This is a genomic window from Allobosea sp. LC85, from assembly GCF_000735605.1.
Taxonomy (GTDB): domain Bacteria; phylum Pseudomonadota; class Alphaproteobacteria; order Rhizobiales; family Beijerinckiaceae; genus Allobosea.
Map to the genome: position 1 here is coordinate 235,207 of NZ_JPKG01000006.1, position 11,785 is coordinate 246,991.

The 11,785-nt window shown below is 65.0% G+C and carries 12 protein-coding genes and 1 tRNA gene; 6 read left to right on the plus strand and 7 right to left on the minus strand.

Annotated elements, in window-relative coordinates:
* The first annotated feature begins 27 nt into the window (after positions 1–27).
* Positions 28–1,278: an MgtC/SapB family protein gene (locus FG93_RS02130; protein ID WP_043231802.1), complete on the plus strand. Its 1,251-nt coding sequence runs from the start codon at positions 28–30 to the stop codon at positions 1,276–1,278.
* Positions 1,279–2,082: 804 nt separating this feature from the next.
* On the opposite strand, the gene FG93_RS02135 is transcribed toward FG93_RS02130, so the two are convergent.
* Entirely contained in the window at positions 2,083–2,280 is a 198-nt protein-coding gene (locus tag FG93_RS02135; protein WP_152579258.1) for a hypothetical protein, read from the minus strand.
* A gap of 314 nt (positions 2,281–2,594) precedes the next feature.
* On the opposite strand from FG93_RS02135, the gene FG93_RS32230 reads away from it, so the two are divergent.
* Positions 2,595–2,807: a hypothetical protein gene (locus FG93_RS32230; RefSeq protein WP_152579259.1), complete on the plus strand. Its 213-nt coding sequence runs from the start codon at positions 2,595–2,597 to the stop codon at positions 2,805–2,807.
* A gap of 89 nt (positions 2,808–2,896) precedes the next feature.
* Here FG93_RS32230 and FG93_RS02145 read toward each other — a convergent pair whose 3' ends face one another.
* Together FG93_RS02145 and FG93_RS02150 are read right to left on the minus strand one after the other, a co-directional pair.
* Complete coding sequence (locus FG93_RS02145) at positions 2,897–3,181, minus strand: hypothetical protein (RefSeq protein WP_043231274.1); 285 nt, start codon at positions 3,179–3,181, stop codon at positions 2,897–2,899.
* 499 nt (positions 3,182–3,680) lie between these two features.
* On the minus strand, positions 3,681–4,082 hold the full coding sequence (locus tag FG93_RS02150; protein ID WP_043231275.1) for a hypothetical protein: 402 nt from the start codon (positions 4,080–4,082) through the stop codon (positions 3,681–3,683).
* A gap of 70 nt (positions 4,083–4,152) precedes the next feature.
* Between FG93_RS02150 and FG93_RS02155 the strand changes: the two genes are divergently transcribed.
* A complete protein-coding gene (locus FG93_RS02155) occupies positions 4,153–4,830 on the plus strand; it encodes a response regulator transcription factor (protein ID WP_043231276.1) in 678 nt (225 codons plus the stop codon).
* A complete protein-coding gene (locus tag FG93_RS30970) occupies positions 4,827–6,227 on the plus strand; it encodes a HAMP domain-containing sensor histidine kinase (protein WP_052513248.1) in 1,401 nt (466 codons plus the stop codon). The genes FG93_RS02155 and FG93_RS30970 overlap by 4 nt, the downstream gene beginning before the upstream one ends.
* 360 nt (positions 6,228–6,587) lie before the next feature.
* On the opposite strand, the gene FG93_RS02165 is transcribed toward FG93_RS30970, so the two are convergent.
* The 4 genes from FG93_RS02165 to FG93_RS02180 all read right to left on the minus strand — a co-directional run bounded on the left by FG93_RS02165 (position 6,588) and on the right by FG93_RS02180 (position 9,654).
* Positions 6,588–6,663: transfer RNA gene (locus FG93_RS02165), tRNA-Thr, on the minus strand.
* Positions 6,664–6,732: 69 nt separating this feature from the next.
* Entirely contained in the window at positions 6,733–7,680 is a 948-nt protein-coding gene (locus tag FG93_RS02170) for a prephenate/arogenate dehydrogenase family protein (RefSeq protein ID WP_052513250.1), read from the minus strand.
* On the minus strand, positions 7,677–8,786 hold the full coding sequence (locus FG93_RS02175) for a histidinol-phosphate transaminase (RefSeq protein ID WP_043231278.1): 1,110 nt from the start codon (positions 8,784–8,786) through the stop codon (positions 7,677–7,679). Before FG93_RS02175 ends, FG93_RS02170 begins: the two co-directional genes overlap by 4 nt.
* Before the next feature lie 34 nt (positions 8,787–8,820).
* Positions 8,821–9,654 carry a chorismate mutase gene (locus FG93_RS02180; protein WP_043231280.1) on the minus strand — a complete coding sequence of 278 codons (834 nt, stop codon included), beginning with the start codon at positions 9,652–9,654 and terminating at the stop codon, positions 8,821–8,823.
* Positions 9,655–9,833: 179 nt separating this feature from the next.
* On the opposite strand from FG93_RS02180, the gene FG93_RS02185 reads away from it, so the two are divergent.
* A complete protein-coding gene (locus FG93_RS02185) occupies positions 9,834–11,003 on the plus strand; it encodes a homoserine O-acetyltransferase (RefSeq protein WP_052513252.1) in 1,170 nt (389 codons plus the stop codon).
* A 4-nt stretch (positions 11,004–11,007) separates the two neighbouring features.
* Positions 11,008–11,631, plus strand: coding sequence for a methionine biosynthesis protein MetW (gene metW, locus FG93_RS02190; protein WP_244448469.1), 624 nt, complete (start codon positions 11,008–11,010; stop codon positions 11,629–11,631).
* Positions 11,632–11,785: the final 154 nt, after the last annotated feature.

Below are 11,785 nucleotides of genomic sequence, written 5' to 3' on the forward strand. Positions count from 1 at the left end.
CACGCCCGCGACAAGCCGCAGACCGACATGGACGAACACGCCCTTCTGAGCCGCCTCGCCGTTTCCCTCGCCATCGGGCTCCTGGTCGGTCTCGAGCGCGGCTGGCGCACGCGCGACGAGGATGACCACCAGCGTGCCGCGGGCCTGCGCACCTTCGCACTGTCCGGACTGCTCGGCGGCGTGACCGGGGCCATCGGCCAGCAGCTCGGCGGCATCGCGATCGGCCTGGTCTTTCTCGGATACAGTGCTGCCTTTGGCGCCTTCCACTGGCTGCAAGCCCGCGCCGAGCAGAATGTCAGCGCGACCTCGGTCGTCGCCGGGATGTTGACCTTCATGTTGGGCGCGCTCGCCGTGATCGGCGATCTCAATGCGGCGATTGCAGGCGCCGTCGCGATGACCGTGCTGCTGGCGCTGCGCGAACAATTGCACAGTTGGGTCGCCTCGCTGAGCTGGCAGGAAATCCGCTCGGTCCTGACCCTGCTCGCGATGTCGTTCCTGCTGCTGCCGGTCTTGCCGAACCGGCCGATCGACCCATGGGGATCGATCAATCCCTATTCGATCTGGCTGCTCGCCATCCTGATCGCCGCCGTGTCCTTCGGAGGCTATGTCGCGGTTCGGGTCTTCGGAGACCGGCTCGGCGTGATCATGGCAGCGATCGCTGGCGGCCTCGCCTCCTCCACCGCAACGACGCTCACCCTGGCCGGGCTCGCGCGCCAGCATTCGGACTCCGGCCGTCTGTTCAGCGCCGGCATTCTGATCGCCGGCGTCGTGATGGTCCTGCGCGTCGCCGTCGTCGCCATGGCGCTGAACCCGGTCCTGATCCCGTTCCTCGCGCTGCCGCTCGCCTGCGCCGGCGGCGCCCTTGCGGCAGGGGCCGGCCTGATGCTGATCAACGCTGGCGGCTCCTCCGAGCGCCCGGAACTGAAGATCTCGAATCCGCTGGAACTCGGCTCCGCACTGAAGATGGCGGCGTTCATCGCCGTGGTGATGCTTGCCGCGCGCCTGCTGCAGCAGCATTTCGGCGATGCCGGCGTACTCGCCACGGCCGCTCTGTCCGGCATCGCGGACGTCGATGCCGTCGTCATCTCGATGTCGCGCATGGCACTCGGTGTCATTGACCCGCCACTCGCGGCCCGTGCGATCCTGCTCGCGACAGGCGTCAACACGCTGGTCAAGGCCGGCCTCGCCGCATCGACGGGCGGCATGGCGCTTGGCCTGCGCGTCGGCGGCGTGAGCGGCCTCGCCGTCGCAGCAGGGCTTCTGGCGGCGCTGCGATAGGTCGCGCCTTCCAACGGGCGCAGCGCGCAAAACCATCACCCTGGCGCAGTGAGCCCGGGCTCCCGTTGGGCTCAACGGCCTCCGTTCGGCAGCGTCATGGGACGACATGGCCTCGCGCACGCTTGCCATTGGACAATCGGCATGAGCACCCGGACCTGACAGGTGCCGCGCTCTTCAGCACGCAGATGCGTGTCGACGTCTGGCAGCGCCGGCCGGTTGCTCTGGCCACGCGGCGATCGACGAAGCCATATCCGGCACCCATGCCGGTGTTGCCCCGCGGCTGCGCGCCTCCATAACCGATTGGTGGTCCTGCGCCCGGGATCCCGCCGCCACTCGAGCGCAATCGGATATCCGGCACGCTGTCGCTGAGTGAGGGCGGCCCAAGACCTTGTCTGGGGCCACCGGGAGTGAGCGGCGCGTTCCCTGGTGTGCCGATCTGGGCCCCGGCCGGCACTGCGAGAACAAGCGAGAGCATGAGGGACAAAGCTGCGGTGAACCTGCGCGTCATCATGAGGCCTCCCGGAACAACCAGCATTTGCACGGCTTGGAAGGCCTGCTTCGTCGCAGCCCCCGGCGCTCTTGCCGAGATCACACCTGTTGCTAGCCCGTGTCGAGTCGTTCGTTCAGCGCCTCCGGTGGCCGCCGCTCATCATTGACTGAGGCTGTGCTCGACCGGTGAGTGCGGCGGAGAAGTGGGCTGATGTTGCATGACCTCGCGAAGGAGTTCAGGCGATATCCGCCAACATCAGGGATCGGGATTGAATCAGGAGTAGACAGTACGGCTCCCCCAGATCGGGCCGGGAGCTATCGGGATCGGGCTCCGGGAGCCTGTCCGTGCTGGCTGCCGAGGTGAACGACAATCAGATCCAACCTGCCATCGGGGAAAACGCGGATCACGCTGCCATCCTCGTTCAGGATATAGGCTGACAGGCCTGCCCTGCGCGCGCGCTCGATCTCCCGGCGCCGGAACTGCTCAAGCTTCTCGTCATATGTAGGGCTCATGGCGCGCTCCGACATGTGTCAATGCGTCGAAGGCTACGCGCTCCGGCTGGTCGAATATGTGAGGCACCTCACTTAGCGTGACGCAGGGATACCCGAGCGGGAATGCTGGTTCCGGAGCTGCATCCCCACGCGATGCGCTGCCGTCCTCGGCCATGGTTCTCGCCATGCCGAATTGCGAAGCCGATCTTCATCGCCGGGCTGGCAGCGGACAGTCTGCCGAGCCCATGCCGCTGGCAGCAGCGTCGGGCATTTTCGTCGAGGGGGCGCCTTGCCGTATAGCTCTCCGCATCGAATCGCCATTGACGGAAGAGATCATGCCCAAACTCTGCAAGTTCACTTCGCCCTCCGATGGAAAGCCCGTCTACGTCAATCCTGCGCAGGTCAGCGTGGTCTACACGTTCAAGGGCAGCCCGCCGGACACCATCATCGGCTTCCGCAAGGACTTCATGCTCGGTGTGAAGGAAAGCCTCGAAGAGGTGGTCGAGATTCTCGACAAGGCGACGGCCGACGAGGCGGCTGGAAGTTAGATTTGCGAAGCATGAGAGCGGCCGGGTCGCTCGGCCGTCCCGGCGCGAGCGGAAGCATCTCGGCCCTGCCCCGATTGACCTGATCCTGGTCAGGACAGCCGCCTGTCGCGGATGTCGACAATGCGCTCGCATATCCCGAGATGTTCGGCGAGAAGCGTCTGCAGAGGGGTCAAAGGCCGGAAGGCCCGCATGTCCTGCTCGAAATCGACCTCCTCGGCCCAGGCCGCGATCGCCTCATCGGCGGCGAGCAATAGCTCCTCGGTCGGGACATCGACAGGTCGCTGGCCCCTCTCCTCCGCGAGCCTCAGCGCGATCGTCCGCCGCAGTTCCTGCTCCAGCCGAATGAGCGGCTCGAGTTCGTCGACATAGGACATCACGTTTCCTCCTGCAGGTGCGGCGAGCTCCAGCCGCTGATGGGCTCGTGCGCGAGCCATTCAGGAGGCTCGCCTAGGCCTTTCGGGGACGACAGCCAAGTATCACCGGGGAGCGACGCGCATTTCGCTGGAAGCGGCCCCAGGCCGGGCGGTGATTTTTTGCCGCGCGCGTACTGAATTTGAAATCGCGAGTGCTTGAAAAGCGTGCGAAGCGGCGGTGCCGCAAGAGGGCGACACATAGTTTTCGGATGTATCTGATATCAAAGCTCTAATTCTATCGCGTGATCGGGTGCTGCCATGTGTCCGGCCTCTAATGCGGCACAATCACGGCCGCGAGCCCGTATGGGAGTGCGGGAATCAGGTCCACATCGCTGGAACGCGCTCGAGGCGCTCCCCGTAGGTCGGGGCGCTGCCGGGTGGGTCATTCTCCTGGGCGGGACGCGCCTGGCTGACAGGCTGCGCCGGAGGACACCCGGCGACGGGGCAGCGCCCGGGCCGGCTAAGAGAAAAACAGCCAAGAGAGCGATCCGAAGAGGATTATTTTCGCGCAAGCAGCCAGAATGAATATTACCGCCAGCCACAATTCGTGGCGGCGAGCGCCGGAGGTCCATTGGAACTCCGCTATGTCCTTCCGAGCTGCGTCACGCACGGCTTTGCCTCCTCTATGAGCGATGTCGACCAGCCAACGCCCGGACAAGAGATATGCGGCTGACGAGACCATAGTCGGCGGATTGCCGGCAGGGGCCAGGAATGCGTCAATTCTCGATTGCTTCGGAACGATATCGGGCTTCCTGCGGAAAACCATGATCGTCCCAAGTTCCGGAAAACGCGGGTCCGGCTCCAGACCAGCGCCGTAGGCATGGCGTGTGAACGGAAGGTGATTGAGTGCAGCAGCGAGCATGGTACTTAGATCTCGTCCGAGGACTGGCTGGACTGAAGTCTAGGAAAGCTCCCTGACGAGAACCTGATGAATGAAGCTTCTGCTGATCGAAGACGTTTCCGCACTGGCAAGTCTGACCCGGAAGGCCCTCGAGGATGAAGGGTTCCGAGTGGATGTCGCAGGATCGGCGCGAGAGGCGGAGGACGCGCTGGCGGTCGAGCAGCCCGACGTCATCGTGCTCGACCTCGGCCTCCCCGATGAGGACGGGCTCGTGCTGCTGTCGAGGTTGCGCAAACTCGGCCGTACGACACCCATCCTCGTCGTGACGGCGCGCGCCGGCCTCAATCAGCGCATCGATGGCCTCGATCGCGGGGCCGATGATTATCTCGGCAAACCGGCGGCGCCAGCTGAGATCGCCGCGCGCTGTCGCGCTTTGCTGCGGCGACCGGGTGGCCTTCTCGGAGGGCGGCTATCGCTCGCTAATGTCGAACTTGACACGGCAGGTCGGACGGTCGCTGTCGCCGATCGCTATCTGCCCGTCGCTCGCCGCGAGGTCGACGTCCTTGAGGCTTTACTGCGGCGCGCGGGAACCGTCGTTCCGCGGCAGGTGATCGAAGCCGCCATCTACACGATGGACGAAACGCCAGGACCCAATGCACTTGAGGCTTCCATTTCACGCCTGAGGAAACTGCTCGCCGAGAGCGATGCCGCAGTCGTCATTCACGTCGTGCGGGGCGTGGGCTACATGGTTGCAGCGAAACCACGATGAAGCATACCTCGCTCGTCACGGCCCTGACCCGCCGCCTTGTTGTCGTTGGGGCATTGTTGACGCTGCTCAACGTAGCCTTCGTTACGGCCTACTACAGCTGGGATATGGATGATCTGCGCCGCCAAAATGTCTTCCGTCAGATCGACCGGCTTGCCGGCGCCCTCTCGCGCGACACCGTCGGTGCGTTACGGTTCGGCCCGTCCGGCAGACTTATAGACGATTATCGCATCTATCCCGAGGCCTATGCCTACCGCATCCTCGATCACAACGGCGTCGTGGTCAGCGAATCCAATGCCGATTTGGTGCCCACTGTTTCCTGGGCCACGGCCGAAGGGCCGGACACTTGGTCGTCGACGATCGAGCATCGGGGGCGAACGGTTCTCTTGGGATCGCGTCATCTCGATATTGGTGGGCTACCGGTGCGGATCGCCTTCGCGTCAGCCAGCGACCCATCGAGCCTTGTGCTGTTCGTTTTCTTTGACGAACTTTTCGTCCATGTGGTTGTGGCGTTGCTGCCCTTCGCCCTGTGCCTGGTGATCGTGAATGTAGTCACGGTCCGTCAATCGATGCGCCCATTGGTTCAGGCGGCGGAAGCGGCAAGGCATACGGGACATGCGGCGACAATCACGCGGCTGCCCACGGCCGATCTGCCGCGCGAGGTTCTTGATCTGGTCGACGCCATTAATGATGCGCTGGGCCGGCTGGAAACAGCGCTGGAAGCGGAGCGGGCATTCACGGCCGAGGCAGCTCACGCGTTGCGCACGCCGCTTTCCATACTGGCCGCACGGGTCGATGAGCACCTGCCCTCACCGGTAGCGCAGGCCGTTCGAGACGACGTGAGCTCTCTGAAACGGCTGGTGGAGCAGATGCTTTCGGCGGCGCAGGCGGACACGCTCGTGCTCAATCCTGACCAGCGCTGCGATCTTGCGAACGTCGCGCGGTCGGTGGTTGGCGACATGGCGCCTATCGCTATCGGACTGCAGCGGCAGCTCGCTTACGAAGGGCCGGCCACGATTTTGGTCAATGGCGACACCGATGCAGTCGCGCATGCGTTGCGTAATCTCATCGACAACGGATTGCGATTTACGCCGCCCGGGACCGAGGTCATCGTGCGAGTCACGGGCGACGGCACACTTGCCGTGCATGATTTCGGGCCGGGCTTTCCCGCGGAGGATCGCAAGATGGCGTTCAAGCGCTTTTGGCGAGGCTCGCCCTCAGAACGCGGCGGTACCGGGCTAGGGTTGTCAATCGTCAAGCGGATTGCGGACGCACATGGGGCCGCGGTTCATATCGAGGACGCCGCGAACGGCGGGACCAAGGTCACCATAAGCTTTAAAATCGCGGATGGGCTCCATGACAACAACCAGCTCGGCTCAGGACCTATCAATTTGAGTTGAGGAAGGACGCGCCCAAGGGCCACGGCTCCCACAAGACGCGTCACAGAACCGCTTCATCCGCTGGAGCCGGCGCGGAACCCACGACCGTCCTTCGGGCTCGCGGAAGGTCGCCGGGGCCTTGCCCATTAGCAGGCGTTCCGAAGGTCGCGGAAGCGCGCGACCGCTGGCATACATGCGCCAACTCCGGTCGCCAGTCCCCGATCTTCAAACGTCTCTTCATCCCTATGGCAACTCAGACGGAAATATTGCCCGTAAAGGGTATCAACGAATTCACCTGAGTAGCGGCGCGCACTCAAAGAAGATCGAAAGGCCCAATATCTGAGCCTTTTCAATTAGATATGACAATGTATGGAGAGGAACTGGTGCCGCAAGAGGGATTCGAACCCCCGACCCCCTCATTACGAATGAGGTGCTCTACCAGCTGAGCTATTGCGGCGACGGGTGGGGCTCTACCAGCCCGGCCCAATCTTGGCAAGACGAACGGAGCAGAACATGCTCCGTCTTCTCACGATTTGCGCAGCTTTTCCGTTTCCGGCTTTTCCTGGCCGAGCGCGACGATGCCACGGCGAATGGCGCGGGTGCGGGTGAAATGCTTGTGCAGGGTCTCGCCGTCGCCGAAGCGAATGGCGCGGGTCAGAACCGAAAGATCCTCGCTGAAGCGCCCCAGCATCTCCAGAACCGCTTCCTTGTTGTGCAGGAAGACGTCGCGCCACATCGTCGGGTCGGATGCCGCGATGCGGGTGAAATCGCGAAAACCGCCGGCCGAGAACTTGATCACCTCGGACTGGGTCACCGCCTCGAGGTCCTCGGCTGTGCCGACGATGTTATAGGCGATCAGATGCGGCAGATGGCTGGTGACGGCGAGCACGAGGTCATGATGCTGCGCGCTCATCTCCTCGACCAGGGCGCCCATGCCCTCCCAGAAATGGCGGGTGCGCGAAACCGCGCCTTCATCGCTGCCGTCCGGCGGGGTGAGGATGCACCACCGATTCAGGAAGAGGCTGGCAAAGCCGGCGTCCGGGCCGGAATTCTCGGTGCCGGCAACCGGATGGGCCGGGACGAAATGCACGCCCGCCGGAAGATGCGGCGCGACAGCCTCGACGACCGCGTTCTTGACCGAGCCGACATCCGAGACGATCGCACCCGGCTTCAAGGCGGAAGCGATCTCGCCAGCGACGGCACCGCAAGCGCCAACGGGCACGCAGAGAATGACCATATCGGCGCCGGCCACGGCGGCCTGCACGGTCTCCGCCACCTCATGGCCGAGATCGAGCTCGCGGGCGCGGGCGCGCACGCCCTCGTCCCGGTCGCTCAGGACGATGCGGCCGGCGAGATTGAGATCCTTGGCAGCATGGGCGATCGAAGAGCCGATCAGCCCGATGCCGATGATCGCGAGGCGGCGGAAGATCGGTTCCTCGCGCCGCGGGGCGAAGCTCTCGGTCGGCGCCGTCATCGCTTGCCAGCCAGGAAGTCGCCAAGCGCCGCAACGACAAGGCGGTTCGCCTCCTCGGAGCCGATCGTCATGCGCAGCGCGTCGGGCAGGCCGTAGGCGGCGACGCTGCGCAGGATCAGTCCGCGCTGGCTCAGGAAGGCGTCAGCCTCCTTCGCCGTCTTGCCCGAGGTCTTGGGGAAATGGATCAGGATGAAGTTGCCGACCGACGGCGTGACGGTCAGGCCGAGCTTTTCGACCTCGGCCGTCGTCCAGGCGAGCCAGGTCTCGTTGTGCTGGAGCGCGGCCGCGACATGGGCTTCGTCGGCAATCGCAGCGGTGCCGGCCTCGATCGCCGCGCCATTGACGTTGAACGGGCCACGGACGCGGTTGAGCGCATCGATGACATGGGCGGGCCCGTAGAGCCAGCCAAGCCGCAGATTGGCGAGGCCGTAGATCTTCGAGAAGGTGCGCGCCATCACGACATTCTCGTTGGTCGCCACCAGTTCGAGCCCCGACGCATAGTCGTTGCGACGGACATATTCGGCATAGGCGGCATCGAGCACCAGCAGCACATCGGACGGCAGGCCGGCATGCAGGCGCTTGACCTCCTCGAAGGGCAGATAGGTGCCGGTCGGGTTGTTGGGATTGGCGAGGAAGACGATCTTCGTCCTCGGCGTCACCGCCTTCAGGATCGCGTCGACATCGGCGGTGAGATTGGTCTCGGGCACGACCACGGGCTTGCCGCCGGCCGCCAGGATGGCGATGCGGTAGACGAGGAAACCATGCTCGGTGAAGATGCCCTCATCGTCGTCGCCGAGATAGGTCTTGGTGACGAGCTGCAGCAACTCGTCGGACCCCGAGCCGCACACCAGGCGCGCGGGGTCGAGGCCGTAGCGCGCCGCGATCGCCTCGCGCAGCTTGGTGGCCGAGCCGTCCGGATAGAGCTCGAGCTTGCCCTTGAGGCTGTCAAAAGCGGCGATGGCCTTCGGGCTCGGGCCGAGCGGCGTCTCGTTCGAGGAGAGCTTATGCAGCTTCACCCCCGCCGGAGCCGTGGACTTGCCGGGCACATAGGCCTCGATATCGAGGACGCCGGGGCGCGGAACAGGGCGGGAAGCAGGCGTGGCCATGGCTTGTGGACCTTGTCAGGGGATGGGGTGGAGATCAGCGGGCTGGCTTGACGGCAAAACGGGCGGCGTGGCTGCCGATTTCGGCGAACTCGCTCAGGCCGGCGGGTTCGAGTGCGGCACGGATCGCGCTCTGCTCGACTTCTCCGGACGCCGCGACCAGCAGCGAAAGATGCGAGCCGTCGGCGGCGCTGGCGGAGACCTCGGCGAGATGCTGGGCGAGGCCGGCCCGCAGCGCCTCCGACCAGCGCTCCACCCTGGCGGCATAGAGCACGATCTCGCGCACGGCCGCATCCGCAAGCGGCTTGGCGATGCAGTAGACCGGTGTGCCGGCGGGATGGTCGGGCCGCTCGATGAAGGGCAGGCGCGCGATGATCTTCGGCCGCTCCGGGCCGATGAGGTCGCGCCACCAGACACCGGCGCTGGCACCGAGATCCATGCGGAAGATGCCGAGATCGCCGGCGGATTCGGCGACGGCGGCGATCACCGCACGCGCATGCTCATGGGTGACGAAGGGCACGGTGAAGCCGAAATGGAACCGCGCGGAATCGCGCATCGCCGCGTCGCCACCCGAGACATCGGCATGGACGGCGTAATTCGCCTGAACATAGGTGAAGGTCGCGATGATGATGCGCCAGATGCCCTCGACTGTGTCGAGCGGCAGCAAACCCTTGTGACGCAGCGCCAGCCGTTTCATCATATCGGCCTCGCGGCCGGGGCGGAACGCCGAACCCGACACCTGCGTCTTCTTCACGGCGATCAGCGTCTCGATGATCTGCGAGCGCTCCATCAAGAGCGCATGCATCTCGCTGTCGATGCGATCGATCTCACCGCGCAGATCGGCAAGGGTGGTCGGAGCGGTTTCGGTCATGGCGTGATCTTGGCGCGTGAGGCGACGGACGCGCGTCTCTTAGACCTCAAGACCGCGCTTAGCAAAGCCAGCTTCGCGCAGGCCCGCGTTGACAGCGCGCCTGCGGCACGCCATCGGTAAGTTCGATCTTTCGAACGAGCCGACCGGCAAGACAAATCAGCCTGTCAAAGCGGACGACGATGCGCGACGAAATCCTGAGCCTTGCAGACCCGCTGAAGGAAGCGAACGAGCCCTCGAGTCCGGTCGTCAGGTTCGACGCGGCCACGCCGCTGGTGATGGATTGCGGCGTGGTGCTCGACAGCTGGCAGATCGCCTACCAGACCTATGGCGAGCTCGATGCGGGCAAGTCGAATGCCGTCCTCGTCTGCCACGCCTTGACCGGCGACCAGCATGTCGCCAGCCGCAACCCGATCACCGGCAAGGGCGGCTGGTGGACGGCGATGATCGGCCCCGGCAAGCCGATCGATACCGACCGCTTCTTCGTGATCTGCGCCAATGTCGTCGGCGGCTGCACCGGCACGACCGGCCCGGCCTCGACCAACCCGGAAACCGGCAAGCCCTGGGGCCTCGGCTTCCCGATGGTGACGATCCGCGACATGGTGCGGGCGCAGGCGCATCTGCTCGATGCGCTCGGCATCGAGTCGCTGTTCTGCGTCGCCGGCGGCTCGATGGGCGGCATGCAGGTGCTGGAATGGGCCGCGAGCTATCCCGGGCGCGTCTTCTCGGCGCTGCCGCTTGCGACCTCCGCCAAGCACTCGGCCCAGAACATCGCCTTCCACGAAGTCGGCCGCCAGGCGGTAATGGCCGATCCGGACTGGCGCGGGGGGCGTTACCTCGAAGAGGGCACGCGCCCATCCAAGGGCCTCTCGGTGGCGCGCATGGGTGCGCATATCACCTACCTGTCCGAGCCCGCGCTGCACCGGAAATTCGGCCGCAAGCTGCAGGATCGCGAGGCGCCGACCTTCTCCTTCGATGCCGATTTCCAGGTCGAAAGCTACCTGCGGCACCAGGGCGTGAGCTTCGTCGAACGCTTCGACGCCAATTCCTATCTCTATGTGACGCGCGCGATGGATTATTTCGACATCGCCGCCGATCATGACGGCGTGCTCGCCAAGGCTTTCACGGGCACGAAGACGCGCTTCTGCGTCGCCTCCTTCACCTCGGACTGGCTGTTCCCGACCGCGGATTCGCGCGCCGTCGTCCACGCGCTCAATGCTGCCGGCGCCTCGGTCTCCTTTGTCGAGCTCGAGAGCGACAAGGGCCACGATGCCTTCCTGCTGGAGGAGCCGAACCTGTTCGCGACGACACGCGGCTTCATCAATGCGGCAGCGCGGGCAAGAGGGTTGTGAGGCCATGGCGCTGAGCGAGACCTACACCAATCGCATCGATCTCAAGCTCGTCGCCGAGATGGTGACGCCGGGCACGCGCGTGCTCGATGTCGGCTGCGGCGACGGCGCGTTGCTGGCGTTGCTGGCCGAGACACGGCAGGTCGACGCACGCGGCATCGAACTGTCCCGCGAAGGCGTCGCGGGCTGCGTCGCGCGAGGGCTGTCGGTGATCCAGGGCGACGCCGATACCGACCTCGCCGACTATCCCGATGATTCCTTCGACTACGTCATCCTCTCCCAGACGATCCAGGCGACCCGCAATCCGCGCCTGGTTCTGGAGCACATGCTGCGCATCGGCCGCCGCGCCATCATCTCCTTCCCGAATTTCGGGCATTGGCGCATGCGCAGCCAGATCTTCTTCCGCGGCCAGATGCCGGTGACCGATGCCCTGCCCTATTCCTGGTGGGACACCCCGAACATCCATTTCTGTACGATCCGCGACTTCGTTACGCTGTGCGAGGCGGTCGGTGCGCAAAAGGAGCGCGCGGTCGCGCTCGATGCTGCCGGTGGCAAGGTCGGCGTCAGCGCGCCGTGGTGGTTCTGGAACCTGTTCGGCGCGCAAGCGGTGTTCCTGCTGAAGCGGGGCTGAACCTGTCCTCCTTGCGTGCGGGTGGCGACGCGAAGCGCCGGCGGATCGGCGTAACGCAGCCCTGAAACGGGAAAAGGGCCGCTTGCGCGACCCTTTCCTGCTCTGCCTTACAGCGATTCACACCTTCTCCCCGGAGGGGAGAAGGAAGGCATTC